Source organism: Streptomyces doebereineriae (assembly GCF_031845645.1).
In the GTDB taxonomy this organism is placed as follows: Bacteria; Actinomycetota; Actinomycetes; order Streptomycetales; family Streptomycetaceae; genus Streptomyces; species Streptomyces canus.
Map to the genome: position 1 here is coordinate 395,105 of NZ_JAVREZ010000002.1, position 26,417 is coordinate 421,521.

Genomic DNA, 26,417 nt, shown 5'->3' on the forward strand with positions numbered 1-26,417 from the left:
GCTACTTCCCCCCGGTATTCGCGGCGTTGGTCTCCTCCATCTTTTTGAGGGCCTTCGAGAGGTTCTCCTCAAACTGCTTGTAGCTCAGCGCGGTCTTCTCCACGCCCTCGTCAACCGCTTTGATCATGTCCTTCAACTGGCCCGTTCCGTACTTCCATCTGTTCTGGAAGGTCTCACACGCCTCGTCCAGCCGTGGAGTTCCGATCTGGTCGGCACTGACAGCGGAGAGCGCGGTGCGCGCTTCCTCAAGATCCGTAACGGACTGCTTCAACACCCGGCCAAAAGAGTTCAATTGACTCAGGTCGACCTTAAATTCATCCGCCATGCGGCGACCCCCTTCTTCGACTGCGAGCCAGTCCCGTGCCGCCGGCGCGCGCGATCAGACTAAAATACGGGCAAAGTCCGGGACGATGACACCGAGTCGAACAAGGCACATCTGCTTCTTCAGGTCCTTACAACTCGTCCACGGAGTGGGGCCCTGAGATGCTGGGAGCCACCGGCCCCGCGACGGCCAGCGCCGCCAGACAGCCGTCCGGTACCGGCAGATCGCACACCACCCAGGCCCCCGGGATCTGCCCGGACGGATCGCGGACTACGTCGGCGTCGGATTCGGCGTCGGTGAGCACCGTCAGGCCCAGGCCCTGGACGAGGCGCGCGCCGGCGGCCTTGACCACGGCCTCCTTGCGGGTCCACAACCGCAGGAAGCGTTCGGCCCGTTCCGTGGGGCCGGCGGCCGCGGCCACGAAACGGGCGTCGGACGCGGGGAAGAAACGCTCGGCGAACGGCTCGACCGACAGGCCCGGCCGCAGCCGGTCCACATCGACCCCGACCTCCCGGTGCCGGGTCACCGCCACCAGAGCGAGCTCACCGGAGTGGGAGAGGCTGAACCGCAGTTCGGAACTGCCCGCGAGCCGTGGTTTGCCATGACGTCCCCGCCGCAGGCGCAGTTCCTCGGGCGGAACATCGAGACAGCGGGCCAGAATCAGCCGCAGCGCTCCATGCGCGACGATGAAACGCCTGCGGTCGTTCTCGAAACGGCAGCGGTCGCCGCGCTCGGCCTCACGCTCCGACAGAATCCGGGACAGCGTCGCCACCGTGGCCGGCGGCCGGTCCAGCGGCACCGTCCAGACATCCACCCCGGGGGCGTCGATGTCGTCAGTCACGGCGGAGATGTCCCTGGACCAGGCCGGTGAACACGTTGAGCTTCTGGATGTTGCCGGTCCCCTCCATGAACTCCACACCACGGGCGTCCCGGGCGAGCTTGTCCAGCAGGGGATGGTCCAGGCGGGCGCCGGGGCCGAAGCAGCCGAGCGCTTCGAGAGTCGCCTCCTCGGCGAGGCGCGAGGCGCGTGCCTTCGCCGCCGACGCCAGATGGCCTGCCGCCGGCTCGTTGTCGTCCACGGCGATCGCCGACCGCCAGATGAGCTGCCGGAGCTCCGTCAAGCGGAGGCCGAGCCGGTCGAGCCGGTGGCGTTCGGCCGTGTTCAGGGTGCGCCGGTTGTCCAGGACGTACTCGTACGCGGCCCGCGCGATGCCCAGACCGAACGCGGCGACGCCGGGACGCAGGCGGTTCAGCCCCTGCACCGCGCTCCACATGCCCCGCTGGGTGGCCCGCAGATGCCTGCCGAGGACCTGGCCCGCGGGCACGCGTACGTCATCGAGGGTGACGGCGGTGATGCGCAGGCCGCGCAGCCCGATGGTCTCCAGAGGCTCGGCGGTGAATCCGGCCGCCGAGGTCTCGGTGAGGACCGCGGTCACCCCGAGCGGCCCCGGACGGGTACGGGCGAAGACGATGCCCAGGTCGGCGCGGGCCGCGTTGCCGATGTAGCGCTTGGCCCCCCTGAGCACGAAGTGGTCGTCGCCGTCCGGGGTCAGGGTGGTGTCCATCGCCCCCGCGTCCGAGCCGCGGTCCGGCTCGGTCAGCGCGAAGAAGGTCCAGGTGGGCTTCTCCATGATCCGGCTGTAGAACCACTTCTTCTGCTGCTCGTCACCCATGGCGTCGACCAGCACACCCGACATCACCGGCCCGGGCGCCGCGAGCAGCATGCCGGCGTCGCCGACCGCCACCTCCTCGGCGAAGACGACCCGCTCCAGGGTCCCGGTGCCGTAGAAGGGACGCCCGTCGATGACCACCGGGTCGGGATTGAACTCGGGCGGCACCGTCATCCTCGTCAGGTACGACACGATGGCCACGTCCAGATGGCGGTGGATCGCGTCCGGGTCCTGGTCGAGTTCCAGAGCGAGGGGCTTGAGTTCCTGCGCCCATGCGCGGGCCTGGCGCTGGATCGCCAGCGTCCTGTCGTCCAGCTCGATCATGCCGCTCCCCCGTGCTCTCCTGCGCGGGCCGACCCGAAGTGGACGTCGGCGATCAGCTCGGACACCCGGGCGACCTGGCCCGGCCCGTCCGCCAGGAAGCTCACGGCGCCGAGCAGCCGCAGCAGCATCCGATCGGTCCCGGTGATCTGGGCGTTCAGGCCGGCCAGGGTCCCGTCGTCGAGGTGGCCCGGCGTGGCGCCGGCCAGCATGGTCTCGATCTCCAACTGCTCGATCACCGCCTCGGCGACGCCGCCCTTGACCATCTGCTGGTGGAGCAGCTTCGCGTCGCCGACGGTACGGCCGCCGAGATGGGCGAGCACGGCGTCGAGCAACCGCTCCGAGAGGCCGAAGCGCAGACAGGTCACGCCCAGTGCCCATGCCGCCCACTGAGTCGCGGACCCACTGGATGGTTCGACCCCGGGCCGCAACGCGACGACGGTGCCGTCCTCCACCGTCATGGTCGTCACGACGTCCCCGGCGTCAGCACCGGCGACGCCGGCGGGCACCACCACGTGCCCGCCCGGACCGCGGGGCGGCCGGCCGTCGCCGACCGTTTCGCACAGCAGGGTCAACGCCCGGACGAGGCCATCCTGTCGGGCGGTCCGCCGGTACCGGATCCATGCGTCGGCAGCGGCCGTACGGCCGGTCATGTCCCCTCCCCGACATCCAGGGTGCTGATGCACAGGTACCGCAGCGCGCTGTCGTATTCGGCGACGACCAGGCGGCGGGGCCCGGCTCCCTCGCACTCGGGGAGCACGTCGGCCAGGGCCGACCAGGGGCCGGTGCACGGACGGCCGGGCGGCGCGGGGCGCACGTCGATGCCCGGCCCGAACCGTTCGGCGTCGAGGCCCTGGCCGGTGATGAGGGTGACGGGCCGGCCGCCGCCGTCGGGCTCGTTCAGCACCGCCTCGAGTGTCGGGCGGACCTCGTCCGGCGCGACGCCGGCCAGTTGCCGCGTCACCGGTTCGCCCGCGCGGCCCTCGGGGCCGAAGAGCAGCGCCACCGCGCAGTCCTGAAGGGGCACGTCCCGGGCCCCCGTGGTGTCGTACAGGAAGGTCCGCTGGTCGAGGAGGACGACCAGGGCGCGCCTGAAGGCGTCGGCGGCGGCGTACTCCGCGACCAGACGCAGGGCCGTGAACCCGGCGGCGGGGCCCTGGTCCGAGAGGTTGAAGGCCAGCGGGTCGCCGGGCAGCACGTCGGCCAGATGACAGGACGGGGAGCGGCGCGGATCGGCGTCCGGGACGGTGTGGGCCACGAGCACCAGATCCAGGGGCTCCTGGAGCGGCGGCAGGTCCGCGAGCAGTTCCTGGGTCATCTCGAGGAAGGTGTTGCGCTCGCCCCGCTCCAGGAGCTCCGGGCGGAACTCCACCGGGTACGGGCGCACGAGGTCGGCCTGCATCTGGGCCAGGCTCGGCTCCACCGGATCGGGCAGGAAGGGCCTGCCACCGGAGAAGGTCCGGACGACCGGCCGCGACAGGCGCAGCGGGGCCCGCCGGGCGGGCGCCGGTGCGTTGGCCGGGCCGGGAGATGTGGTGAGGTACATCGGCGGTCAGGCCCCGGCCTGCGCGTCGGCCTGTTCGGCGGCCTGCTCCTGGACGAAGGTGGCCAGCGTCCCCACGGTCTTGAAGTGGTGCTGCTCGAGGATGTCGGTGTCGAACTCCATCTCGAGCTCCTCCTCTATCGTCATCAGCAGCTCCAGCACGGTCGTGGAGTCCAGGCCGAGTTCGTCGAACAACCGGCTGTCCTCACGGATGGTGTCGGGGTCGACTTTCATCGACGTGGCGAGCGAGCCGGTGATCGTGGCGACGGCCCGTCCGTACAGGTCGGCTGTGTCGGCGTCCGGTGTGGTGTGCTGCATCGTTCACCTCTCGTGTGTCGTGTTGTCTTGCGCGGTCGGGTCGTAGAGTCGCTGCCGCTTCAGGAGGTCGTCGGGACGGTCCCGTTCCCGGACCAGATGGGACCGCCCCTCGTGGACCAGCACCTCGGCCGGGTAGCCATGGCTGAGGAACAGCCCCGGCGAGGCGGTCGGGCCGTAGGCCCCGGAACGGTGCACGCCGATCAGGTCGCCGGGCCGCACCGGCGGCAGCGGGACCTTCTTGCCGATCGTGTCGCCCGGGGTGCAGAGCGGCCCGGTGACGTTCCACTCCTCGGTCGCGGGTTCGTCGAGCCGGTTGAGCACGGCCATCGGGAAGTTGCGCTTGACGAACGAGCCGATGCCCACGGCCGCCATGTGGTGATGGGTGCCGCCGTCGGCGACAGCGAAGCGCTCCCCCATCGAGGTCTTGGTGTAGCGGACGCCCATGACGTAGGTGCCGGCCTCGGCGGTGAGGTAGCGGCCCAGCTCCATGATCAGCCTGGTGCCGGGGTGCCGGGCCGTGAAGTCCTCGATGACGGGGTTGAGCCCGTCGGTCAGCACCTGGGCGTCGAGGTCGCTCTCGCCGTCGAAATAGGAGACGCCCAGGCCGCCGCCCACATCGACCATCCGCAGCTCGAGGTTCAGCGCGTCGGACAGCCGCTCGGCCAGCTCGAGGATGCGGGTGGTGTTCTCGACGATCACGGCCTCATGGAGAATCCGGGTGCCCATGTACACCTGCACCCCCATCAGGTCGACGTCGGGGAACCGTTTCACCAGGTCGTTCTGTCCGAACAGCTCCTCCTCGTCGATGCCGAACTGGCGCGGCCTGCCGCCCATCGCCAGCCCTGAGCGCTTGACCGCGAAGCGCGGGTTGACGCGCAGCGCGACCGGCGCCTTCACGCCCCGCTCCCGGGCCAGCTCGTCCACGAGGGCCACCTCGGGGATCGACTCGCATACGACGGCGTAGATCCCGGTGTCCAGGCAGGCGGCCAGCTCCTGGCGGCTCTTGCCGGGGCCGAGGAAGATCACCTGCTGCGGTGGTACGCCGGCCCGGAGCGCGGTCGTCAGTTCCACCAGCGACGAGACCTCGGCCCGCGCGCCGAACGAGTGCAGCAGCGCGCAGATCGAGATGTTCGGGTTGGCCTTGAGCGAGTAGAAGATCTCCATGGCCGGGTGCAGCCGGTCGCGCAGCCCGTGGAACCGGTCCCGCAGCGCGGTGCCGTCGTAGACGAACAACGGGGTGCCGTACCGCCGGGCCAGCTCGGACACCCGCACGCCCTGCACCTGGAACTCGACGGTCATCCTCGTTCCTCTCCCCTGGTGCTCTCCGCGAGAACGGCCAGCCTCCGGCCGACCTCGTCGTCCAGTGCCGCCGCCCGGTCCGCCGAGTCGGCGACGACGACCCCGTGGAGACGCCCGGCGAAATCCTCACCCCGGGTCCGTTCGCCGGGTGGCGCGGCCGCGTTGACGGTGGCGTGGTTGTTGATCAGCAGACCGGTGCCCCGGGCGGGGTCGAACAGCAGGTCCGCCAGGGCGCGGTGGAGGGACCCGAACGGCAGTGGCGCGCCGAGCCGCAGGGGATATCTGCGCACCAGCGCCGTGCTCCCGGAACCGATGAAGGCCTCCTGGATCGAGGCCTGGTACGTGGACATGTTGTGGCGCGCGTTGATCTCGATGATCGGGTAGAGGCCACCGTCGGGATCGACCATCGCGTCGACGCCGACGACCCCGAAGTAGCCGTCGTCGGCCAGCCGCCCGCCCAGCAGCCGGGAGACCTCCGTCAGTTCGGCCGTCTGCCGCTCGGTGAGCCGCGCAGGAATCCGGTGGCCCAGGTGCACGCCGCCCTCGGTCAGTGCCTCCTTGACGAAGTCGACGTGCACGCGGCCGTCCCGGCCGACGGTGAACTGGTAGTTGAGGTCGGCGCGCTTGGCCACCCACTCCTCCACCACCAGGCCGGCCCGGTCGTCCCCGGCCTTCCGCGCCCGGCTTCCGATCATGCGGTGCAGCCGGTCCAGGCGGCGTTCGTCCTCGACCACCTCGATGCCCTTGCCCGAGACACCGAAGGCGTCCTTGAACACGACCCGGCGGCCGTCGGCGAGCAGCGCGCGGGCGGCCTCGACTGCCGCGTCGAGCTCGGCCAGGCTCGTGCAACTCCAGCCGCGGGCCTGCCGGATGCCCAGCTCGCCGGCCAGCCGTCGGCTGTAGATCTTGCTGTTGACGGCCTTGCAGACCGCCGCCGGCGGGGCGGCCAGCGCGATCCCGGCCCGTTCGGCCAGTCGCTCCTCCAGCTCACTGACCCCGTGCGCGCAGACGACGCCACCGCGCGCACCGATCCTGCCCAGCTCGCGCAGCACCGGCCGGTCCTCCAGCGCGTCCTGGGTGACGGTGCTGCCCGGGTCCTGGCGCTCCACCACGAGCAACCCCGGCAGGTCGAAGCCGAGTTCCTCCAGATGGCTCAGGTAGTCGGGGTCGGGTTCGCCCTTCAGCACGACGTGGTCGCCCTTGCCCGCGAGCAGCAGGGCGAACTCGTCCATCCGGTTGACGATGGCGCTGCCGGAGCCGAACGCCAGCCTCGGCAGCCCGGGTTCGCCCCGGGCCCACTGGTCCTCGACCTCGAAGTTGCCGAGGAACACCAACTCCGCGTCAGGGTTCCCGGTCAGGGCCGCCTTCAGGCGGCCGGTGAAATGCCCGGTCATCTCGCCCGTGCCCCTTTCAGTGCTCGAAGACCATGGCCGAGAAGGTCGAGCCGAGACCGACCGTGGCGAGCAGATAGCGGTCCCCCGGGCGCAGCCGGCCGAGATCGAGGGCCGTCCGGTAGTTGATGAAGGGGTCCGCGCAGAAGCAGTGCCCGGTGACCGGCACGTTGTCCAGGAAGATGCGCTCCAGCGGGAGCCCGAGATGTCTGGCGAGCCGCGCCCACGACAGCCGGTTGACGTTGTGCGGGAAGACCACGGAAACGTCGTCCAGCGCCAGACCCGCCTTCGCGACGGCCGCCAGCATGACCTCGGCCAGCGCCTCGGTGTAGATCTGCTGGTATTCGCCGGCCAGTTCGTCGTCGAGCGACAGGCACTCGTAGAAGCGGCCGTGGGTGCGGGCGGCGTAACTCAGCATCCGGTCCCGGTCGTCGCGGATGCCGACGAGCACCGCGGCCGCGCCCTCGCTGTTGGCGGCCGTACCCGGGACCGTCTGTGCGGCCAGGGTGAAGGTCTTCTCGCCGGTGAGGACCAACGCCAGCGCGTCCGGATCACCGTCGCTCGCCAGCAGTTTGCCGACCAGGTCCACCGCCAGCAGCCCCGAGGCGCAGGCGTGGTGGGTCACCGCGAACGCCGTGGCGTGCCCGAGCCCGAGCGCGTCACGCACCTCGTGCACGGGGTTGACCGGATGGGGGACGACCACCGGCATGGTCCGCGCCTGGACCACGTACCGCACCCGCTCCTCCCTGCCGCGCAGTCCGTCGAGCTTGCCCGCGGCGGCCAGCAGCAGCTCGGTGAGCGTGCCACCGGGCTCGCGGCAGACCTCCGCCAGGCCGTAGAAGCGCCGGTACACCTTCATCTCCGCGGCACTGAGGCCCAGTTCGTCGCTCAGCTCACCGATGGGTATGCGTGCCGACGGCAGGTGGGCCGCCACCTCCTCCAGCGAGGTCATCGGCTCTCCCCCGACGGGGCCGCCTGGGCGAGCGTCTCCTCCAGGTGCCGCGCCAGGGCGTCGATCGTCGGGTGGTCCCAGGCCACGGTCGGCTCCAGAGCCACGCCGAGGTGGTCCTCGATGTCGCCGCAGAGGATCAGCGCGTAGACCGAGTCGAGGCCGTACGTCGTCAGCGTGGCGGTGGTGTCGATGGCGGCGGCGTCGAGTTGCGCGTAGTGGGCGACCCGCGCGCGCAGCCAGCTCCGCAGTTCGGTGTCCGGCGGGGCCGAGGAGGCTGATGGGGCAGGTTCGTGGCTGTTCATCCCGTTCTCCTTGTCCTCAATGGCGGCGGCGTCATCAATGGGCGGCGCTATCCGGGCAGGCGCCGGTTCGACAGGCCGAACCCGCGGCGGTCGCGGTGCCGGGCGAGGGCCTCCGCCGACAGCCGTTCGGTGATGTGCGGGGACCGCTGCCCGGGGTCGCGGCCCACCCGTTCGGCGATCCGGCCCAGCGCCGCGACGGCCCAGTGCGGATCGCTGAGGAAGGCGTCGTGCCGATCCCGGTTGTGGAGCCAGACGTTCACGCAGGCGGTCGCCGCGAGGACCGCGGCGTACCGCGCCGCCAGCCGCAGTGCCTCGGGCCGGGCGGCGACGGAGAGGTCCGCGGGGGTCAGCGCGGCGCATTCGCGTCGTAGGTCGGCCTGCTCGGCCGCGATGACGAGGACCGAGCGGCGCAGCTCGCCGTCCAGTTCGGGGTGGCCGAGGGCCGCCGAGAGCGAGGCGCTGAGGCTGTCACGCCCGCCCGAGCCGACCGACAGCCGCTCGAAGGGCAGCGGTGGCAGGTCCGCGCCGAGGTGGAACACCCCGGCGGGCGGCTGGGTGTCGTCCAGCCACCCCTTGCGGGCCAGCCGGGGCAGCTGCGGCAGCACCGTGCTGAGACAGGCCACGCGCGCGGTGTGGCCGAAGCCCGCAGGCGCCAGGTCGCGCAGGTGCTTCTGGAAGATCCCGTAGCCGCCGTCGCGGAGGTAGAACTGAGCGCCCAGCACCCGCGACAGCGCGTCCATGGCGTCCATCAGGAGGGTGGCCACGAAGTACTTGGCGGCCGAGGCGTACAGGCTGGTCTCGCCGGGGAGCAGATGCACCGAGCGCGCGGTCACGGTGGCCAGGCAGTCGCAGATCAGCAGGTCGGTGAAGGCGTCGGCGAGGATCGAGCGGATGTACGGCATCCCGGCCAGCGACCGCCCGTACAGGACGCGTTCCTCCGCGAACCTGGCGGTGACGTCCAGGCCGGTCTCCAGGATGCCCGCGGTCATCGCCGGCAGCGCGGTGCGGGTGATCTGGAAGGAGCGCAGCGCCGTCTCCACGCCGAGCCCGGGCGCCCCCAGCACCGCGTCCGCCGGGATCGGACAGTCCCGGAACTCCAGCCCGCCGAGCGGGACCCCGCGCATCCCCGCGCTGTGGAAGCGCGGCAGGTGGATGGGCGCGCCCGGGGGCAGGTCCGCCTTCTCCACGAACAGCTGCGAGTGGCTGCGGCTGCCCGGAGCGGGCGACGTGCGCGCGAAGAGCACCATGGCCTCGGCGCGCCGGGCGTTGGCGATCACTTCCTTGCGCCCGTTGAGCCGTAACCGCCCGTCGTCGCCCGGCAGCGCCGAGAACTCGGCCCGCGTGAAGTCGTTGCCGTGTGCCAGCTCGTGGTAGCCGGAGACGGCCCGGCCACCCGTCAGCAGCACGTCGGCCATCCGGCGGCGCTGCCGTTCGTCGCCCGCGGTCCAGACGTTGACCGCGGGGATGAGGCTGCTCGCTCCGTATCCGAGGCCCAGGCTGGGGTCGTGCCGGAAGACGACCCGCAGCACCTCGATGAGGTGGTCGAGCCGGGTCAGCCGGCCGCCCAGTTCGGGCGGGACGAATGCGGCGTTCAACCCGTAGTCGTCCAGCAGCCGTTCGCCCGCGACGAGCATCTCGCCCGCCTCGTCGGCCGCCAGCACCGCGGCGTGGCCGGTCGGATTGCCCGGATCCCAGGGGTCGCCGAACCGGCGTTCCAGGTCGTCGACGGCGGCGGCCGCAGGGGCGTCGCGCGCCCCGGTGCTGTCGATCACGAGGTGACCACCGAGGTCGGAGGAGCGCTGGGGCGGCCTGCCGTATGAGCGTCGAAGAGCCGGTCGAACACCTCGCCGTCGGTCGGCCGTCCCGGCGGGCGCAGCGACCGCAGCACGTAGGTGAGGACGGCCTCCAGCCACAGCGGGTCCCCGCCGGGCGTGCGGTTGTGCAGCCACACCCGCAGGGCGGCCGCACCCGCGAAGCAGTCCTCGTAGCGGCGGGCCAGCGCGAAGGCCTCCGGCTGTGCGTACTGGGAGGCGGGCGGGCTCAGCGCCAGCTCCTGGTGGAGCCGGTCGCAGCTGTCGGTGAGCTCCTCGGCGAGCTCGGCCACCCGTGCGGGCGCCCGACCCGCGGACGTCGGCGCACGCAGGTCACCGCTCGCGGTGTGCAGGCTCTGCGTGAGGCTGCACCCGCCGCGCGCCAGCAGGCTCAGCCGGTCGAGCCGGGCCGGGGGTGGCGGGGCCGACAGGTCGGCGGTACGGCGTACGGCCTCCTCGTCGGCGGTGCCTTCCCGATGGCCGCGGACCAGCACCGGAAAGTGGTTGATCAGGACGTGCTGGTTGACGAAGGTGCTCCCGTCGAAGATGCCGACCACCCGGTGGTCGCGTTCCAGCTTCTGGAACGCACCGTGCTCGTGGACCTCGGTGAGGAACGCGCGGGCGCCCAGCAGCTCGCCGCAGGCGGCGATCAGCTCGTCGGCGCGGGTCGGGACGTACGACTTGGCCACCGCGGAGATGACGGTCATCTCCTGCGGCAGGGTGTGCACGCTGCGGGCCGCCAGCACGCTCACGATCTCGGCGGCGTGGAGCGCGGCGTACGCCTCTCCGAGCACGCGGCGTACGTGCGGCAGGTCGATCAGCCGACGGCCGTAGAGCTCGCGCCCCGCGGCGAACTCCTCGGCCAGCCGCACCGCCTGGTCGGCGGCGCCCAGCGACAGGGCCGTGCAGGCGGTCCGGGTGAGCTGCAACGCCTTGAGCACGATCTCCAGCCCCGCGCCCTGCTCGCCGATCAGCGCGTCGGCCGGGAGCGGGCAGTCCTCCAGCGCGATCCCGCTGATGTCGGCGCCCCGGATGCCGTGCGTGGGCACCTTGGGCAGGGGCCGCCAGCGGTCCGCCGGGAGGCGCCGTTTGTCGGCCAGCAGCAGGCTGAAGCCGCGCGGGCCGCCCTCCGGCCGGGTGCGCACGAGGAGGCAGAGCAGCGTGCCGCGGGTGGCGTTGTTGATGAGCCATTTCTCGCCGTTCACGCGAAACCCGCCGGACTCGCCGGGCTCTGGCGTGGCGGTCATCTCACCGGCGAGCAGGTCACTGCCGTGGCCGCGCTCGGTCAGTCCCCACGACACCGGTGCCCCGGCGATGATGTCGGCGCCGAGCTCGCGTGCCTGCTCCGCACGGCCCGCCAGCCATACGCAGACGCCCCCGAGAAACGTTTTGCCGTGCCCGATCGCGACCGTCAGGTCGCGGCGCGCCACCGCCCGCAGCGCCGCGACGAGTTCGTCGTAGCGGGTCAGCGCCCCGCCGAACTCGGCCGGCACGTACAGGCGCGGCAGCCCCATCCCGTCGAGCTCCCGGCAGATGTCGGCGGGGAACGACTCACCGCGGTCCAGCTCGGCGCTGCGGGCGTAGGAGAGGAGCGCCGCGGGGTCGGCGGGGTCGCCGAGCGCCCGGTCGAAGCCGCCGAGGTCGACGCGGTCGGTGTCGATCAGCGGGTCGGTGACTTTCACGAGACGTCACCGCCCTCGCCGCAGCCGTCGAAGCCCTCGAAGCGGACACGGCCCCCGGCGATCAGCAGGTCGGTCACCGTCACGAGGCGTCACCGCCCGCCGCGTCGCCCAGCCGGGCGCGCACGGCCGGCGACAAGTCCGCGTGCAGGATCGGAAGTTCGCCGCCGAGGAACCGCCGGCGCAGCAGCCGCCGCTGGATCTTGCCGCTGGTGGTCCGCGCCACCGTGCCGGGAGGCACGAGGACGACGTTCTGGGCGGGCACCCCGACGTCCCGGGTGAGGCGGTCGCGGACACGCGCGGCGACGTGGGCCAGCTCGTCCGGCGCGACCCGGTCGGCCCGGCACTCGCGGACCACCACGACCTCCTCCTCGGGCACCGGGACGGAGAAGGCCGCCCCGACCCCGCGTTCCAGAGCCGGGTGGGCCTCCCGCGTCGCCGCCTCCAGGTCCTGCGGGTAGAGGTTGCGGCCGCGGACGATGATCAGCTCCTTGCTGCGGCCCGTGACGTACAGCTCGCCCTTGTGCAGGATCCCCAGATCCCCGGTGCGCAGGAAGCCGCTCTCCCCGTCGGGTGTGACGGCGTCGAAGACGCGCCGGGTCTCCGCGGGCCGCCCCCAGTAGCCCCGGGCGACGTTCGGGCCGCGCACCCAGATCTCACCGACCCGGCCGTCCGGCAGCGTCCGGCCCGCGTCGGCGTCGACGATCCGGATGTCGAGGTGCTCGGCGGGGCCGCTGCTGACGATGCGGTGCACGGGCGCGCCGGGGGCCGGGGCCAGCAGCTCGCCGCGCTCGAACGCGGCGGCGTCCACCTCGGTGATCACGGCGCGGCGGGCAGGCCGGTCGCCGGAGACGACCAGGGTCGTCTCGGCCATGCCGTAACCGGGGAGCATCGCCTCGGGTCTCAGCCCGGCGGCGGCGAACCGCCGGGTGAACGCCTCGACGGTGGCTGCCTGGACGGGCTCGGCGCCGTTCACCGCACACCGCCAGCGGGAGAGGTCCAGCCGGGCCAGCTGCTCGTCGGTGATCCGCTGGAGGCAGAGGTCGTAGGCGAAATTCGGAGCGGGAGAGAAGTCGATGCCGTGCCGGTCGATCAGCGTCAGCCACGTGTGCGGGCGCTTGAGGAAGGCCGTCGGTGGCATCAGCACGCTGCGACCGCCCAGGATCAGCGGCGTGAGCAGCAGCCCGATCAGCCCGAAGTCGTGGTACAGCGGCAGCCAGCCGCCCACCGGCCGGTCGGCGCGCATATCGGCGATCGCCGCGAGGATCCGGGCGTTGGCCAGCAGGTTGGCGTGGTCGACCATGACGCCCTTGGGGTCGTCGGTGGACCCTGAGGTGTACTGGAGGAAGGCCGGCGCGTGCGGGTCGGCCGGGGGCGGCCGCCACCGGTTCGCCGCGGGCAGCTCGTCCGCGGCTTCGGCGCTGTGGGGTGCGAGCACGGTCACGCCCCCGAGGTCCTGCTCCTTGGTCCAGGACACGAGCGCTTCCAGATCCGTGCCGTCGGCCAGGGCACCGGCGGCTCCCGCGTCCCGGGCGATCCCGGCGAGCCGGTCGGCCTGCCGCCGCTGACGGCCGTCGGGCGGCGGGGCGGGCACCGGGACCATGCCCGCGTACATGCAGCCCAGGAGGGATCGTGCGAACCCCGGCCCGGAGGGATGCAGGACGAGCAGACGGTCACCGATGGAGAACCGATCCTGCAGCAGCGCGGCGACCTGGCGGGCGGACCGGTCGAGCTCCCCGTACGTCACGGTCTCGTCGGCCTCGGCGCGGAGCGGATCCGCGCTGAAGATCAGGGCGGTCCGGTCACCGTGCTCCACCGCCCTCGCACACATGAGTTCGACGAAGCTTCTGTGCTCGTGCTCCATTGGCCCACCCTAAACGGCACTCTGGCGCCGCCGGATGAGTAATTGGCAAGACTTGTAGGTGAGTTGAGGCTCGGAGCAGTCACCTGCGCATCGTGGCGGTGGGCGTGGGCTCCGCGACCGCTGCTCCCTTCTTGTGGTGGCGGGGCACGGCGTCCTGAGGAAACGTCAGCTGCTGGTTCATCCACTTCAGGGCGGGCGGCACCTCCTGGACCCAGGTCGGGAAGTTGTGGCTGCCGTGCTCGGGCAGGATCGACGCGACACGCATGGGTGCCTTCACCGCCTTGATGAAGGCCTGCGTCTGCGGATAGCCGCGCTCCCCGTGCTTGCTCTCGGCCACCAGCACGGAGACCTGGGGGACGGGCAGGTGCTTGAGCCTCCACATCAGATCGTGGCCGTTCATCCGCTCGGTGCGGTCCGGTCCGCTGCCGAAGAGACTGCCGGTCGTCGGATCGTCCTTGACCCGGTAGTCGGGCGACAGTGCGGCGGCCGTCGTGTACACGTGCGGATCGCGCATCGTCAGCTGGAGGGCGCAGCTGCCGCCGGAGGAGTAGCCCATGACACCCCAGGCACTGGCGTCGTGGCCCACCCGGTAGGCGGACTTCAGGGCGTCGGGGAGATCCCTTGCCAGGAAGGTCTCGGTCTGCGGACCACCCGGTACGTTCACGCACTCGGTGTCGCGCGGCGGGGCGATCGTCGGCCGGATCATCACCATGACGGTCGGCTGCATCAGACCGCTCTTCTGCAGTGCACCGGCGGTCTGCGACACCCGCAGATGCTGCGCGAGGTTGAAGATGCTGCCCGGGTAGCCGCTGAGCGCGACGATCACCGGGAAGCGCTGGCGCTGGTACGCCTTCTGGAAGTACTGCGGCGGCAGGTAGACGAAGGCCGGGTCGACCACTCCCGTGCGGCGGCCGATGACCTTCACGGACTCCACCCGCCCGTTCACCGCGGCGGGGCCGGTGGGCAGTCCGCTGACCCGGCTCAGCTGCTCGTCGCCGGCGGGCTGCACCGGCGCCCCCTTCACGGCGGCGCCGTTCACCGTGCCCGTACCGCCGTCGTCGCCCGCCTGTGTCACCCCGACGGGGGCCGTCTCGACCCGGCCGAAGAGTTCGCCCCACGATCCGAAGAACTGGTACGACGAGTTCAGCCAGCAGGCGAACGCCGCGATCATCACCACCTGGGTCGTCCCGATGGCCAGCAGTCGTCCGAGGACCTGCCGCAGTCCCTGCCGGGCGAACCGTGGCCACGACCAGACCAGCAGTCCCACACACACGGCGGCGAGGGCCGCCATCACATACACGGTCGTCTCGCTGGTCAGACCCATCCGGTTGATCCCCGACTTCCCTACCTGTGCGGTTTCCTTCACCCAGAGGGAGGGGCGGGGAATCCTCGGCGTTCCCCAATTAGTGCAAATGGGGTGGCGAAACCGCCCACGCGGCGGTTCGACTGTGCGGGCCGGGCGCCCGGGAGGCGATCTGCCGAGTCGGCGAACCGGGCGTGTTGAGCGGGTGAAGCTTGGGCCCGCGTTCGCGTCGCGGGGCATGGATGAAGCTCCCCGCCGTATCCGGACGAGTCGGCGGACACGACGCGCTGGAGGCGAGTGATGAACCAGAAACAGGTCCAGACCGGCCACACCACCCACCGGGTCCCGGTCCTCATCGTCGGCGGTTCCCTCGTCGGCCTGTCGACCTCGCTGTTCCTGGGCCGGTTGGGCGTACGGCACACGCTGGTGGAACGGCACGCCGGCACCTCCATCCACCCCCGCGGACGGGGCAACAACGTCCGCACGATGGAGCTGTTCCGGACGGCCGGCGTGGAAGCGGGGATCCGGGACGCCGCCGCCACGCTGGCCGGCAACCACGGGATCCTGCAGACACCCACCCTGGTCGGCGACGCGGGCGAGTGGCTCTTCCGGGAGATCGACCCGGGCGGCGGACTGGCCCGCTTCAGCCCCAGCTCATGGTGCCTGTGCAGCCAGAACGACCTGGAGCCGGTACTGCTCGAACACGCCGAGCGGCTCGGCGGCGACCTGCGGTACGCCACCGAACTGCTGTCGTTCGAGACCGGGCCCTCCGGCGTCACCGCGGTGGTCAAGAGCCGGGAGACCGGCGAGCACACCACCTTCCTCGCGGACTACCTCGTCGCCGCCGACGGCCCCCGCAGCCCCGTCCGCGAGCAGCTCGGCATCGGCCAGAGCGGTCCCGGCGACCTGTTCAGCAACGTCAGCATCACCTTCCGCTCCCGTCGCCTCGCCGAGGTCGTGGGCGAACGCCGTTTCATCGTCTGCTACCTGACCGACCCGGCGGCCGACGGTGCGCTGCTGCCCGTGGACAACCAGGAGAACTGGGTCTTCCACGCTCCCTGGCACCCCGAACGCGGCGAAACGCTCGAGGAGTTCACCGACGAGCGGTGTGTCGAGCACATCCGTCGCGCGGTCGGCGTCGCCGACCTCGACGTGCAGATCACCGGCAGGGCCCCCTGGCACGCCGCCCAACGGGTCGCCCGGAGCTACCGCGCGGGACGCGTCTTCCTGGCCGGCGACTCGGCCCACGAGATGTCCCCCACCGGGGCGTTCGGCTCCAACACCGGTATCCAGGACGCGCACAACCTCGCCTGGAAGCTCGCCGCGGTGCACGGCGGCTGGGCCGGGGAGTCGCTGCTGGACACGTACGACGCCGAGCGCCGCCCGGTCGCGGAGGCGACCAGCGCCCGCGCCGCCGCACGGTCGGTCGAGCACAGCCATCCCGGTTTCGCCCCGTCGCCCGGCGCGGGCGGCGGCGGTGGCCCGCAGCGCGGCATCCTCAACGTGGCCCTCGGCTACCGCTATCCGCAGGGCGCCGTCATCGGCACCGACCCCGCGACTCCGGTCGTCCCGGAACGTCTCGACCTGTCCGGCGAACCCGGCAGCAGGGCCCCCCACATGGCGGTACGGCACCGGGGTGAACGGATCTCCACCCTGGACCTCTACGAGACGTCGTTCGTCCTGCTCAGTGCTGCCGATGACCCAAGTGGCTGGCACGAGGCCGCCGTCCGCCTCGCCGAAGAGACATCCGTCCCGCTGGCCTCGTACCGGGTGGGCGACGGCCCGGGTGCCGACCTGGCGCCCGAGGGCGACGCGGACTGGTCGGCCGCCCACGGCACGACGCCCGAAGGCGCCGTACTCGTCAGGCCCGACGGGTTCGTGGCCTGGCGATCGCCCGGGCCGGTCCCGGATGCCGAGTCGGCGCTGCGCCAGGTCCTGACCACGCTGCTGGGGGCGGTCTGACTCCCGCTCGGTCCTGGCGCGTTCACCCGGGTGACCGCCCCGAGTGGTGGCGGGGGCGAGGCTGACTGACGGTGGATCACGTCGGGGCAGGGCCCAATTCAGCTGACGAAGCACCAGCTGCCCGGCCGCCGACGGAAGGAACGACACATGCGCTCTGCTCGCATCCTCCTGACCACCGCGGCGGCCTCGGCCGTCCTCGCTCTCGGTGCCCCCGGTGCTTACGCGGCCGGGGACGACTGGGACTCGTCGGACTCCTCCTACAGCAAGGAGAGCAAGGACCCCAAGTACGACCCGGAGACCTACAAGGACAAGGAGCACGGCCAGGACTCCGGCGGCAAGCACGACGGCGGCGGCTGGAGCGGCAGCCACGAGAAGCCCAGCGGCGGAATGCACACCGGGGGCGGCGGGCTGGCCTCCCCGGCGATGACCGCGGGCGGGCTCGCCGTGCTGGCGGTCGCCGGAACCGGTCTGTACGCGACGCGCCGTAAGAAGGTCGCCGGAAGCATGGCCTGAGCCATGCCGGACGCGATAGCCGCTGTGGCCGCCACGCGCGTGCCGCGTGGCGGCCCGGCCGGCCCTCCCCGTGCCCCGTACGTCCGAACTGCTGCCGTCCCCTGGTGAGGTGGTGTCCGATGGCAGTCCCTCCCCCAACCCCCGCAGACAACCCCGGCCACGAGGAGCCCGCCCCGACCGGGCAGGGATCCCACACCACAATGATGCTGAGCGCCGTGGTGATCCTGGTGCTGGCCCTGGGACTGTTCGGCGGTCACGACGAGTCGTCGTCCGACGCCCCCGCGCCGCCGCGGGCCGCACCCGTCTCCACATCGGCTCCGCCGCCCCGGCAGGCGGCCGGGCAGCCGGCCGGCAGGCATCTGCCGCGATCGAGACCCGTGCGGCTGCTCATTCCGAAGATCTCGGTCGACGCCCCCTTCACGGACCTCGCCATCGGTTCCACGGGCCGTCTCGAGCCGCCTCCCGCCCACGACGTCAACCTCGTCGGCTGGCACGCCAAGGGCGCCTCGCCCGGGGAGACGGGCACGGCGATCATCGCCGGCCATGTGGACACGGCGACGTCGGCGGCCGTCTTCGTGAACCTCGGAGAACTTGCGAAAGGCGACGTCTTCCACGTCGACCGGGCCGACGGGCGCAGAGCGTCCTTCCGGGTCGACAGCGTGGAGACGTTCGACAAGGGCCACTTCCCCAGTCGGCGGGTCTACGAGGACACGGCCACCGCCCAGGTCCGGCTCATCACCTGCGCGGGTGACTACGACCGTACGGCCAGGGACTACACGGACAACCTCGTGGTCTTCGCCCACCTCCTCTGAGCCCGCCCCGCCCGGCCGCCGGGCCGGCAGTCACCCCCACGGTGCATACGAGTCGCGCGCTTGCGGGGGCGGCCTGACGATCGAGAAACGCCGACGTCATCCCCCGCGACCGACGTTCGTCCGCCTCTGCCCCGAAGGAGATGTACCCAGGATGACCACCACGTCCGACCGTGTTTCGAAAGCGCCTGCGCAACAGGCCTCGCAGCGGGTCTCCCAGTCCGTGTTCGACGGCTCCAGGCTCCGTGTCGTCCTGTTGGTCGACGTCTACGACGGGGCCCAGCAGCAGTTCCTCGAGGCGTACGAGAGTCTGTGCAGCCAGGTCGCCTCCGTTCCCGGACATGTCAGCGACCAGCTGTGCCAGTCCATCGAGAACCCCTCCCAGTGGCTCATCACCAGTGAGTGGGAGAGCGCCCCGCCGTTCCTCACCTGGGTGAACAGCGAGGAGCACGTGCGGATGGTGGAGCCGCTGCACAGTTGCGTCCGGGACACCAGGTCGCTGCGCTTCCACATCGTCCGCGAGACCGGCGGCCCGGCGGTGCAGACCGGGCCCGGCAAGCGCCGGCTCCAGGCGTCCCCCAGGATCGGCGACGGGCTGATCCGTCACGCGCTCACCTTCACGGTCAAGCCGGGCAGTGAGGACACCGTCGCCAAGATCCTCGCCGGCTACACCTCACCGGAGCCGCGGGTCGACGACACCACCCGGCTGTGCCGCACCTCTCTCTTCATGCACGGCAACCGGGTGGTCCGGGCCATCGAGGTGCGGGGCGACCTGCTCGCCGCGCTGCGCCACGTCGCCCGGCAGCCCGAGGTGCGGGCCGTCGAGGAGGCCATCAACCCCTATCTGGAGCAGGACCGGGACCTGGACGACCCCGAGTCCGCCCGGCTCTTCTTCACCCGCGCGGCGCTGCCCGCCGTACACCATGTGACCACCGGTCAGGAGAGCCCGGAGGCCGTGCGGCACGCGCTGTACTACCCGGCCCGTGAGGGGCTCGGTATGCGGCTGGCGGAGCTGCTCGCCCGGCAGGACGAGGCGGCGGCGGACGACCCGCGGGGACCGGTACTGCGCAGCACGATCTTCCAGCGCGACGACGTCGTGATGCGGCTGGTCGACGTGCGCGGCGCCCTCGACAGCGACCCCGGTCCCGTGCTCGGTCTCACGGACCACGGCCGGGCGGCCGAGCTGACGGCACTGCTCGACGGCGAAGCCCTCGGACTGGACGCTCGGGCGCTGAAGGACAGCACCCCCGCTGACCTCCTCGCGGTCTCCCGCATGGACCTCGTCACCGACCGCCAAGCACCCGGCGCCTGATTCGCCGGCCACCGGGCCGTGACCGGCCACGCCCTCATGTCGAAGCAGCACATGTTCGGAGGAACGTCGTGATCAAACGTCATCCCGGAGTGGTGGATCTCAGCGAGGTCGAGCCCAACACCCGGCGCGGAGGCGATCTGCGCGCCATGCTCACCCCCACCACGGTCGGCTCCACCAGCGGTTTCATGGGCGTGGCCATCGTGCAGCCCGGCGACCGCATCGCCGAGCACTACCACCCGTACTCCGAGGAGTTCATCTACGTCGTCTGCGGACAGCTCGAAGTGGACCTGGACGGCGAGCCCCACCCGCTCCAACCCGAGCAGGGGCTCCTGATCCCGTCCCACATGCGGCACCGCTTCCGCAACGTCGGCAAGGTGGAGGCCCGCATGGTCTTCCACCTCGGCCCGTTGGCCCCGAGCCCGCCGCTCGGGCACGTCGACACCGAGGACGCCGACGGCAGGCCGATCCCGGCGGAGGCGGCCCACGCGGGTGCGGGCGGGCCCGCCGAACGAACCCGGATGCGCTCATGAGGAGGCGCGTGGCGGTCACCGGCATAGGAATCGTCGCCCCGGGCGGCATCGGTGTCCCGGCGTTCTGGGATCTGCTGACCAGCGGTCGCACGGCGACCCGCGGCATCACGTTCTTCGACCCGTCCGGGCTGCGTTCGCAGATCGCCGCCGAGTGCGACTTCGACCCGGCGGCCCACGGGCTGGATGCGGAGCAGATCGCACGGAGCGACCGCTACCTCCAGTTCGCCCTGGTCGCCGGGGATGAGGCGATACGGGACTCCGGTCTCGACCTCGCCGGGGAGAACCCGTGGCGGGTCGGGGTCTCCCTGGGCACCGCGGTCGGCGGAACCACCCGGCTGGAACACGACTACGTCCTGGTCAGCGACCGCGGGCAGCACTGGGACGTGGACCACCGCAAGGCCGAACCGCACCTGCACCGGGCGTTCACGCCCAGCACCCTCGCCTCGGCGGTGGCGGAGCGGTTCGAGGCACGCGGGCCGGTGCAGACCGTCTCCACGGGCTGCACCTCGGGGCTCGACGCGGTCGGGTACGCCTTCCACACGATCGAGGAGGGCAGGGCCGACGTGTGCATCGCCGGCGCCTCGGACTCGCCGATCTCCCCGATCACCATGGCCTGCTTCGACGCGATCAAGGCCACCTCCCCGAGCAACGACGACCCCGCCCACGCCTCACGGCCCTTCGACGCCCGCCGCAACGGGTTCGTCATGGGCGAGGGCGGCGCGGTGCTCGTCCTGGAGGAACTGGAACACGCACGGGCCCGCGACGCGCACGTGTACTGCGAGATAGGCGGGTACGCCACCTTCGGCAACGCCTACCACATGACCGGTCTGACCCGTGAGGGCCTGGAAATGGCCCGGGCCATCGAGGACGCCCTCGGCCAGGCCCGGCTCGACGCCACGGCGATCGACTACGTCAACGCGCACGGGTCGGGCACCCAGCAGAACGACCGGCACGAGACGGCCGCGGTCAAACGGGCTCTGGGCGCGCACGCCTATGACACGCCCATGAGCTCCATCAAATCCATGGTGGGCCATTCCCTCGGCGCGATCGGGGCGATCGAGGTCGTCGCCTGCGCGCTGGCCCTGGCCCGCCAGGTCGTCCCGCCCACCGCGAACTACGAGACCCCGGACCCCGAGTGCGACCTGGACTACGTCCCGCGTGTCGCTCGCGAGCGCAGACTGCGCAGCGTGCTCTCCGTGGGCAGTGGGTTCGGCGGCTTCCAGTCCGCGGTGATCATGACCCTGCCGAGGGAGAGGACCGAATGAACGCACCGCATCCCCGGCGCGCGGCCGTCACCGGAATCGGCGTGGTCGCGCCCAACGGAAACAGCACCCAGGCCTTCTGGAAGGCCACCAGCGAGGGTGTCGTCGTCCTGGACCGGATCACCCGTGAGGGGTGCGAGCACCTGCCGCTGCGGGTGGCCGGCCAGATCCGGGACTTCGACCCGCCTGCGGCGATCGAGGAGCGCTACCTCGTCCAGACCGACCGGTTCACGCACTTCGCGATGGCCGCGGCCGACCAGGCACTGGAGGACGCCGGGCTCAGCCGGTCCGACACGGACGCCGCGCCGTTCTCCGTGGGCGTGGTCACCGCCGCCGGATCCGGCGGCGGCGAGTTCGGGCAGCGCGAGCTGCAGCAACTGTGGGGCAAGGGAAGCCGCTTCGTCGGGCCGTACCAGTCCATCGCCTGGTTCTACGCCGCGAGCACCGGCCAGATCTCCATCCGGCGCGGCCTCAAGGGCCCCTGCGGGGTGGTCGCCTCCGACGAGGCCGGCGGTCTGGACGCCCTGGCGCACGCGGCGCGGGCCGTGCGGCGCGGCACCGACGTGATGGTGGCCGGCGCGACCGAGGCGCCGCTGGCCCCCTACTCGATGGTCTGCCAGCTCGGCTACGAGGAGCTGAGCACGGTCGCCGAACCGGACCGCGCCTACCGCCCGTTCACCACCGCGGCCTGCGGATTCGTGCCCGCCGAGGGCGGTGCCATGGTCGTCGTGGAGGCCGAGACCTCGGCCCGCGAACGGGGCGTGCCGGTGCGGGCCACCTTGGCGGGACACGCGGCGACGTTCACCGGCGCCTCCCGCTGGGAGCAGTCCCGGGAGGGACTGGCCCAGGCGATCCGGGGCGCCCTGGACGAGGCCGGGTGCGCACCGGAGGAGATCGACGTGGTCTTCGCCGACGCCCTCGGTGTCCCGGAGGCCGACCGTGCCGAGGCGCTGGCGATCGCGGACGCGCTGGGCCCGCACGGCGCCCGCGTCCCCGTCACGGCGCCGAAGACCGCCGTCGGCCGGGCCTGCGGCGCGGCGCCCCTGCTGGACGTCGCCGCCGCGGTGCTCGCGATGGAGCACGGAGTGATCCCACCCACCCCCAACGTCTTCGACATCTGCCACGACCTCGACCTCGTCACCGCCCGCGCACGAGCCACCGAGATGCGCACGGCGCTGGTCCTCAGCCGAGGACTCATGGGGTCGAACGCGGCGCTGGTGCTACGGCGCGGTGCCGCCGACGCCTCGTAGCGAGGCGTCGCACACCATCACCAAGCAAGGAGAGGAACCGCATGAGTGACCGAATCACCGTGGAAGAGCTGGCCGAGCTCATGAAGAAGGCCGCCGGGATCACCGTCGCCCCGGAGGAGCTCCAGCAGCGGCAGGAGTCCGGCTTCGACGCCTTCGGCCTCGACTCGCTCGGTCTGCTCGGCATCGTGGGCGAGCTGGAGAACCGTTACGGCACACCGATGCCTCCCGACGCGGAGAAGAGCAAAAGCCCCCGGCAGTTCCTCGAACTCGTCAACAGCGCGCTTCTGGCGGGAGCCTGAGATGCCCGGACACACGCAGAACGACGTCGTCATCGCGGCCCCGTTGGACCTGGTCTGGGACATGACCAACGACGTCGAGAGCTGGCCGCAGCTGTTCAGCGAGTACGCCTCCGCCGAGATCATCTCCCGGGAGGGGAACCGGACCACCTTCCGGCTGACCATGCACCCCGACCAGGACGGCAAGGTGTGGAGCTGGGTCTCGGAGCGGGAGCCGGACCGCGACACGCTCACCGTGCGGGCTCGCCGTGTCGAGACCGGGCCGTTCGCCTACATGAACATCGTGTGGCAGTACGAGAAGGTGCCGGAGGGCACCCGGATGGTGTGGACGCAGGACTTCGCGATGAGGCCGGACGCACCGGTCGACGACGCCTGGATGACGGACAACATCAACCGGAACTCCAAGGTCCAGATGGCGCTGATCCGGGACCGCATCGAGCAGGCCGCCGGAGAGCGCCGGCCCGTGTCGATGATGTCCGACTGAGCGGGACGGAGGACATGACGATGCATCAGTCCCTGATCGTCGCCCGGATGGCTCCGGAGTCGGCCCTGGACATCGCCAAGGTGTTCGAGGAGTCGGACCGGGGAGAACTGCCGCACCTCGTCGGGGTCGCCCGGCGCAGTCTCTTCCAGTTCGACGACGTGTACCTGCACCTCATCGAGTCCGAACGGGACCCCGGGCCGGCCATCGCGAAGGCGGCCGGACACCCCGAGTTCCGGGACATCAGCGAACGGCTGTCGGCGTACGTCACCGCGTACGACCCGGCGACCTGGCGTTCACCGAAGGACGCGATGGCGCGGTGCTTCTACCGCTGGGAGCGGGACGCCGCCTCCTGAACCGCCCCGGACGCCGCTCGCCGGGCACGCACTGTTCGCGTGCCCGGCGAGCGTCGGTCAGGCGGGGATCGTGCAGTCGAACGCGTGCAGATAGGGGTTGACCGGGCGGACGTCGTCGATGACCAGGCCCGCCTCCGTCAGCCTGCCGGTCAGGCTCTCGGTGGTGTGCTTGGCCCCTCCGACGTTCAGGAGCAGCAGCAGGTCCATGGCGGTGCTGAACCGCATCGACGGCGAGTCGTCGACGAGGTTCTCGATGACCACGACCCGCGCTCCCGGCCCGCCCGCCGCGATGACGTTGCGCAGGACGCGGGTCGTGCTGTCGTCGTCCCACTCCAGGATGTTCTTGATGATGTACACGTCGGCCCGGACCGGGACGGCCTCGCGGCAGTCGCCGGGCACCAGGCGCGTCCGGTCCGCGAGCGCCCCTCCCGCGCGCAACCGTGGGTCGACGTTGTCGACCACGCGCGGCAGGTCGAGCAGGGTGCCGTGGAGCGCCGGGTACTTCTCCAGCAGGCTCGCCACCACATGCCCCTGGCCACCCCCGATGTCGGCGACCGACGTGCTCCCCGACAGGTCGAGGAACTGCGCCACGTCCCGCGCGGACTGCACGCTGGAGGTCGTCATGGCGCGGTTGAAGACGTCGGCCGATTCCGGGGCGTCCTCGTTGAGGTACTGGAAGAACTCCTTGCCGTACAGGTCCTCCACGACGTTACGGCCGGTGCGCACCGCCTCGTCCAGCATCGGCCACGCGTCCCAGGTCCACGGCTCGGTGCACCACAGGGCGATGGCGCGCAGGCTGTTCGGATCGTCCTCGCGCAGCAGCCGGGACATGTCGGTGTGCGCGAACGTCCCGTCCGGCTGCTCGGCGAAGAGGCCGTAGCAGGACAGGGCACGCAACAGCCGTCGCAGGGTCTTCGGCTCGGTCTTCACCGCGGCTGCGAGGTCCTCCACGGCCAGGGGGCTGTCGTCGAGGGCGTCGGCGACCCCCAGCCGGGCGGCCGCGCGGACGGCGGCCGCACATGCCGCCCCGAACACGAGCTCCCTGAGCCGCATGGACGGCGGTGGGGCGGTCTGTGCGGTTGTCATGTGCCCTCTTCCTTCTTCGAGTTCATGAGTGGCCACGGCCGGTCAGCACAGTCCCGCGGGCCTGGACGCCCCGCAGGTGTTGCCTTCGAAGGTGTTGCTCTTGCTCGTGTCCGTGTTGACGAGGTCCGCCGGGGCGTTGCCCTCGAGCACGTTGCCGGTGATCCGGTTCCGCTCGCTGGTGGTGCCCACGAAGCTCTTGAACAGGACGATGCCGCCCGACAGCGGGGAGGCACCGACGTTGCCGGTGATGCGGTTGCCCGTCACCAGGGTGTCCTCGGCACCGGTCAGCACAATGCCCGAGCCCTGCAGCGCGTCCAGCCGTGCCGTCTTCGGGCAGGACTTGTTGTTTCTCGCGATGGTGTTGTCGCTCACGGTCAGCGCGCCGGCCCTCGGCTTGTTCTCGTCGCCCACGACGAAGACGCCCGCGCAGTTGCCGGTGAGGTGGTTGTCCGCGACGGTGAGGTTCCTCAGGCGCCGGACGGTGATGCCGATCCGGTTGCCCTCCAGGCGGTTGTGTTCGACCACGGTCCCCAGGGTGTCCGCGGCGCCCGCCTCCTCCTTGATCGTGTTCGCGAGGAACAGACCGGCGTCACCGTTGTCCCGGGCGGTGTTCTTCCGGAACACCCCGTGGGTCGAACGCTCCTGGGCGATTCCCCACACGCCGTTCTTCACCGCGGTCACGTTCCGCACGGTCAGCCCGTCGGTCCCCATGGCGAACACGCCGCTCCCGGTGAAGCCGGTCACGGTGAGGGAGGCGATGGTGACGCCCTCGACGTCGTGGGCCTTCGTCCCGATCACGCAGATGCCGTTGCCGGCCTCGGCACATTTGCCGGCCTGCTTCGTGTCCGGCTCGATGACGGTGCTGCGGCCCAGGCCGGTCAGGGTGATCCCGGGGGTGTTCACCGTGACGCTCTCGCGATAGGTGCCGGGGGCCAGGAGAACGGTGTCTCCCGGCTCGGCGGCGTCCACCGCGCGCTGGATCGACTGTCCGGGAAAGACCACGTGGGTCATCTGGTCGGCGGCGACGGGCGGGGCGGCCCCGAACACGGCCCCGATGATCGCCGCGGCGCATGCCAGGCGGGAGATATGAAATCTCATCATATTCGGCACGTTATGTCCTGAAAGGTCGCGAACATGCTGGATGGGCCATCCGACGGCGTGTCACCGAGGTGACCCGGCGTGCGCCACAGCTTCCAGGTCTCCGCCAAGATGTGACTTTCATCGTGCCGGGCGCACCGGCCGCTGACGCCGGTGACGCCGGGACATCTCCCGTTGTCGGAGGTCACGGGGCTGTGGACACCGACGCACGGCAGGAACGCTCGTGCACGCAGAGCAATATCTGTGCCCGTGGTGTGAGAAATAGACCCGGGGCCCGGCGAGTATTCCCAGGACCGGGATCGGATGCAGAATTGACGAACCCACAGGTCCGAGCCCCCCGTGCTACTGTCGATCTCAGTTGCAGGTGTGGTTGCCAGAAGGTTTTTTCCGACGGGTTAATCAGCACGGCGACACGGAGATTCACACAGGGTGAATTTCCGAAACCGCCTCCGAAGGAGAAATAACATGGCTACTGGCACCGTGAAGTGGTTCAACTCGGAAAAGGGCTTCGGCTTCATCGAGCAGGACGGCGGCGGCCCCGACGTCTTCGCCCACTACTCGAACATCGCCGCCCAGGGCTTCCGCGAGCTGCAGGAAGGTCAGAAGGTGTCCTTCGACATCGCGCAGGGCCAGAAGGGCCCGACGGCCGAGAACATCGTTCCCGCCTGACACCGGCACCGCCGCGCA

Annotated in this window: 27 protein-coding genes; 11 read left to right on the forward strand and 16 right to left on the reverse strand. The window is 71.3% G+C overall.

The window, feature by feature from the left end; genetic code table 11:
* Window position 1: 1 nt before the first annotated feature.
* The 14 genes from RNB18_RS07340 to RNB18_RS07405 form a co-directional block, all read right to left on the reverse strand.
* Window positions 2-325, reverse strand: coding sequence for a hypothetical protein (locus tag RNB18_RS07340; RefSeq protein ID WP_311713313.1), 324 nt, complete (start codon window positions 323-325; stop codon window positions 2-4).
* Window positions 326-452: 127 nt separating this feature from the next.
* On the reverse strand, window positions 453-1,163 hold the full coding sequence (locus tag RNB18_RS07345; RefSeq protein ID WP_311713314.1) for a 4'-phosphopantetheinyl transferase family protein: 711 nt from the start codon (window positions 1,161-1,163) through the stop codon (window positions 453-455).
* Window positions 1,156-2,316 (reverse strand): acyl-CoA dehydrogenase family protein, encoded by a 1,161-nt coding sequence (locus tag RNB18_RS07350; RefSeq protein ID WP_311713316.1) that lies wholly within the window; start codon window positions 2,314-2,316, stop codon window positions 1,156-1,158. Before RNB18_RS07350 ends, RNB18_RS07345 begins: the two co-directional genes overlap by 8 nt.
* Entirely contained in the window at window positions 2,313-2,966 is a 654-nt protein-coding gene (locus RNB18_RS07355) for a hypothetical protein (protein ID WP_311713317.1), read from the reverse strand. Before RNB18_RS07355 ends, RNB18_RS07350 begins: the two co-directional genes overlap by 4 nt.
* A complete protein-coding gene (locus RNB18_RS07360) occupies window positions 2,963-3,859 on the reverse strand; it encodes a beta-ketoacyl-[acyl-carrier-protein] synthase family protein (RefSeq protein WP_311713318.1) in 897 nt (298 codons plus the stop codon). Before RNB18_RS07360 ends, RNB18_RS07355 begins: the two co-directional genes overlap by 4 nt.
* A gap of 6 nt (window positions 3,860-3,865) precedes the next feature.
* On the reverse strand, window positions 3,866-4,174 hold the full coding sequence (locus tag RNB18_RS07365) for an acyl carrier protein (RefSeq protein WP_311713319.1): 309 nt from the start codon (window positions 4,172-4,174) through the stop codon (window positions 3,866-3,868).
* A 3-nt stretch (window positions 4,175-4,177) separates the two neighbouring features.
* Window positions 4,178-5,473, reverse strand: a complete 1,296-nt coding sequence (locus RNB18_RS07370) for a type III PLP-dependent enzyme (protein ID WP_311713320.1) — start codon at window positions 5,471-5,473, stop codon at window positions 4,178-4,180.
* Entirely contained in the window at window positions 5,470-6,867 is a 1,398-nt protein-coding gene (locus RNB18_RS07375; protein ID WP_311713321.1) for a preATP grasp domain-containing protein, read from the reverse strand. Before RNB18_RS07375 ends, RNB18_RS07370 begins: the two co-directional genes overlap by 4 nt.
* Window positions 6,868-6,883: 16 nt before the next feature.
* Window positions 6,884-7,816: a 3-oxoacyl-[acyl-carrier-protein] synthase III C-terminal domain-containing protein gene (locus RNB18_RS07380; RefSeq protein WP_311713322.1), complete on the reverse strand. Its 933-nt coding sequence runs from the start codon at window positions 7,814-7,816 to the stop codon at window positions 6,884-6,886.
* Window positions 7,813-8,118 carry an acyl carrier protein gene (locus tag RNB18_RS07385; RefSeq protein ID WP_311713323.1) on the reverse strand — a complete coding sequence of 102 codons (306 nt, stop codon included), beginning with the start codon at window positions 8,116-8,118 and terminating at the stop codon, window positions 7,813-7,815. The genes RNB18_RS07380 and RNB18_RS07385 overlap by 4 nt, the downstream gene beginning before the upstream one ends.
* Window positions 8,119-8,165: 47 nt before the next feature.
* Window positions 8,166-9,890, reverse strand: coding sequence for an acyl-CoA dehydrogenase (locus RNB18_RS07390; protein WP_311713324.1), 1,725 nt, complete (start codon window positions 9,888-9,890; stop codon window positions 8,166-8,168).
* Window positions 9,887-11,611, reverse strand: coding sequence for an acyl-CoA dehydrogenase family protein (locus RNB18_RS07395; RefSeq protein ID WP_311713325.1), 1,725 nt, complete (start codon window positions 11,609-11,611; stop codon window positions 9,887-9,889). The genes RNB18_RS07390 and RNB18_RS07395 overlap by 4 nt, the downstream gene beginning before the upstream one ends.
* Window positions 11,612-11,690: 79 nt before the next feature.
* Entirely contained in the window at window positions 11,691-13,472 is a 1,782-nt protein-coding gene (locus tag RNB18_RS07400) for a fatty acyl-AMP ligase (RefSeq protein WP_311713326.1), read from the reverse strand.
* A 79-nt stretch (window positions 13,473-13,551) separates the two neighbouring features.
* A complete protein-coding gene (locus tag RNB18_RS07405; protein WP_311713327.1) occupies window positions 13,552-14,796 on the reverse strand; it encodes an alpha/beta hydrolase in 1,245 nt (414 codons plus the stop codon).
* Between the two features lie 279 nt (window positions 14,797-15,075).
* Between RNB18_RS07405 and RNB18_RS07410 the strand changes: the two genes are divergently transcribed.
* The 10 genes from RNB18_RS07410 to RNB18_RS07455 all read left to right on the forward strand — a co-directional run bounded on the left by RNB18_RS07410 (window position 15,076) and on the right by RNB18_RS07455 (window position 23,546).
* Window positions 15,076-16,737, forward strand: a complete 1,662-nt coding sequence (locus RNB18_RS07410; protein WP_311713328.1) for an FAD-dependent oxidoreductase — start codon at window positions 15,076-15,078, stop codon at window positions 16,735-16,737.
* A gap of 147 nt (window positions 16,738-16,884) precedes the next feature.
* Window positions 16,885-17,250 (forward strand): hypothetical protein, encoded by a 366-nt coding sequence (locus RNB18_RS07415; protein WP_266562070.1) that lies wholly within the window; start codon window positions 16,885-16,887, stop codon window positions 17,248-17,250.
* Between the two features lie 119 nt (window positions 17,251-17,369).
* Window positions 17,370-18,062, forward strand: a complete 693-nt coding sequence (locus RNB18_RS07420) for a class F sortase (RefSeq protein WP_311713329.1) — start codon at window positions 17,370-17,372, stop codon at window positions 18,060-18,062.
* 151 nt (window positions 18,063-18,213) lie between these two features.
* On the forward strand, window positions 18,214-19,371 hold the full coding sequence (locus RNB18_RS07425; protein WP_311713330.1) for a SchA/CurD-like domain-containing protein: 1,158 nt from the start codon (window positions 18,214-18,216) through the stop codon (window positions 19,369-19,371).
* Window positions 19,372-19,439: 68 nt separating this feature from the next.
* Complete coding sequence (locus tag RNB18_RS07430) at window positions 19,440-19,901, forward strand: cupin domain-containing protein (RefSeq protein WP_311713331.1); 462 nt, start codon at window positions 19,440-19,442, stop codon at window positions 19,899-19,901.
* A complete protein-coding gene (locus RNB18_RS07435; RefSeq protein ID WP_311713332.1) occupies window positions 19,898-21,166 on the forward strand; it encodes a beta-ketoacyl-[acyl-carrier-protein] synthase family protein in 1,269 nt (422 codons plus the stop codon). Before RNB18_RS07430 ends, RNB18_RS07435 begins: the two co-directional genes overlap by 4 nt.
* A complete protein-coding gene (locus RNB18_RS07440; protein WP_311713333.1) occupies window positions 21,163-22,413 on the forward strand; it encodes a ketosynthase chain-length factor in 1,251 nt (416 codons plus the stop codon). The genes RNB18_RS07435 and RNB18_RS07440 overlap by 4 nt, the downstream gene beginning before the upstream one ends.
* Before the next feature lie 41 nt (window positions 22,414-22,454).
* The gene (locus RNB18_RS07445) at window positions 22,455-22,712 is read left to right on the forward strand and encodes an acyl carrier protein (RefSeq protein WP_266516312.1); all 258 of its coding nucleotides are present in this window, start codon (window positions 22,455-22,457) and stop codon (window positions 22,710-22,712) included.
* A gap of 1 nt (window position 22,713) precedes the next feature.
* Complete coding sequence (locus RNB18_RS07450; protein ID WP_059208344.1) at window positions 22,714-23,193, forward strand: SRPBCC family protein; 480 nt, start codon at window positions 22,714-22,716, stop codon at window positions 23,191-23,193.
* A 20-nt stretch (window positions 23,194-23,213) separates the two neighbouring features.
* Window positions 23,214-23,546, forward strand: coding sequence for a TcmI family type II polyketide cyclase (locus tag RNB18_RS07455; protein ID WP_311713679.1), 333 nt, complete (start codon window positions 23,214-23,216; stop codon window positions 23,544-23,546).
* A gap of 57 nt (window positions 23,547-23,603) precedes the next feature.
* On the opposite strand, the gene RNB18_RS07460 is transcribed toward RNB18_RS07455, so the two are convergent.
* A complete protein-coding gene (locus tag RNB18_RS07460; RefSeq protein WP_311713334.1) occupies window positions 23,604-24,632 on the reverse strand; it encodes a methyltransferase in 1,029 nt (342 codons plus the stop codon).
* Window positions 24,633-24,674: 42 nt separating this feature from the next.
* On the reverse strand, window positions 24,675-25,733 hold the full coding sequence (locus RNB18_RS07465; protein ID WP_311713335.1) for a right-handed parallel beta-helix repeat-containing protein: 1,059 nt from the start codon (window positions 25,731-25,733) through the stop codon (window positions 24,675-24,677).
* 462 nt (window positions 25,734-26,195) lie between these two features.
* Between RNB18_RS07465 and RNB18_RS07470 the strand changes: the two genes are divergently transcribed.
* A complete protein-coding gene (locus RNB18_RS07470; RefSeq protein WP_030210008.1) occupies window positions 26,196-26,399 on the forward strand; it encodes a cold-shock protein in 204 nt (67 codons plus the stop codon).
* Window positions 26,400-26,417 lie beyond the last annotated feature (18 nt).

Coding starts and splice junctions, on each gene's coding strand:
- RNB18_RS07340 (WP_311713313.1), bottom strand. CDS start 325: ATGGCGGATGAATTTAAGGTCGACCTGAGTCAATTGAACTCTTTTGGC.
- RNB18_RS07350 (WP_311713316.1), bottom strand. CDS start 2,316: ATGATCGAGCTGGACGACAGGACGCTGGCGATCCAGCGCCAGGCCCGC.
- RNB18_RS07355 (WP_311713317.1), bottom strand. CDS start 2,966: ATGACCGGCCGTACGGCCGCTGCCGACGCATGGATCCGGTACCGGCGG.
- RNB18_RS07360 (WP_311713318.1), bottom strand. CDS start 3,859: ATGTACCTCACCACATCTCCCGGCCCGGCCAACGCACCGGCGCCCGCC.
- RNB18_RS07365 (WP_311713319.1), bottom strand. CDS start 4,174: ATGCAGCACACCACACCGGACGCCGACACAGCCGACCTGTACGGACGG.
- RNB18_RS07370 (WP_311713320.1), bottom strand. CDS start 5,473: ATGACCGTCGAGTTCCAGGTGCAGGGCGTGCGGGTGTCCGAGCTGGCC.
- RNB18_RS07375 (WP_311713321.1), bottom strand. CDS start 6,867: ATGACCGGGCATTTCACCGGCCGCCTGAAGGCGGCCCTGACCGGGAAC.
- RNB18_RS07380 (WP_311713322.1), bottom strand. CDS start 7,816: ATGACCTCGCTGGAGGAGGTGGCGGCCCACCTGCCGTCGGCACGCATA.
- RNB18_RS07385 (WP_311713323.1), bottom strand. CDS start 8,118: ATGAACAGCCACGAACCTGCCCCATCAGCCTCCTCGGCCCCGCCGGAC.
- RNB18_RS07400 (WP_311713326.1), bottom strand. CDS start 13,472: ATGGAGCACGAGCACAGAAGCTTCGTCGAACTCATGTGTGCGAGGGCG.
- RNB18_RS07405 (WP_311713327.1), bottom strand. CDS start 14,796: ATGGGTCTGACCAGCGAGACGACCGTGTATGTGATGGCGGCCCTCGCC.
- RNB18_RS07410 (WP_311713328.1), top strand. CDS start 15,076: ATGAACCAGAAACAGGTCCAGACCGGCCACACCACCCACCGGGTCCCG.
- RNB18_RS07415 (WP_266562070.1), top strand. CDS start 16,885: ATGCGCTCTGCTCGCATCCTCCTGACCACCGCGGCGGCCTCGGCCGTC.
- RNB18_RS07420 (WP_311713329.1), top strand. CDS start 17,370: ATGGCAGTCCCTCCCCCAACCCCCGCAGACAACCCCGGCCACGAGGAG.
- RNB18_RS07425 (WP_311713330.1), top strand. CDS start 18,214: ATGACCACCACGTCCGACCGTGTTTCGAAAGCGCCTGCGCAACAGGCC.
- RNB18_RS07435 (WP_311713332.1), top strand. CDS start 19,898: ATGAGGAGGCGCGTGGCGGTCACCGGCATAGGAATCGTCGCCCCGGGC.
- RNB18_RS07440 (WP_311713333.1), top strand. CDS start 21,163: ATGAACGCACCGCATCCCCGGCGCGCGGCCGTCACCGGAATCGGCGTG.
- RNB18_RS07445 (WP_266516312.1), top strand. CDS start 22,455: ATGAGTGACCGAATCACCGTGGAAGAGCTGGCCGAGCTCATGAAGAAG.
- RNB18_RS07450 (WP_059208344.1), top strand. CDS start 22,714: ATGCCCGGACACACGCAGAACGACGTCGTCATCGCGGCCCCGTTGGAC.
- RNB18_RS07455 (WP_311713679.1), top strand. CDS start 23,214: ATGCATCAGTCCCTGATCGTCGCCCGGATGGCTCCGGAGTCGGCCCTG.
- RNB18_RS07460 (WP_311713334.1), bottom strand. CDS start 24,632: ATGACAACCGCACAGACCGCCCCACCGCCGTCCATGCGGCTCAGGGAG.
- RNB18_RS07465 (WP_311713335.1), bottom strand. CDS start 25,733: ATGATGAGATTTCATATCTCCCGCCTGGCATGCGCCGCGGCGATCATC.
- RNB18_RS07470 (WP_030210008.1), top strand. CDS start 26,196: ATGGCTACTGGCACCGTGAAGTGGTTCAACTCGGAAAAGGGCTTCGGC.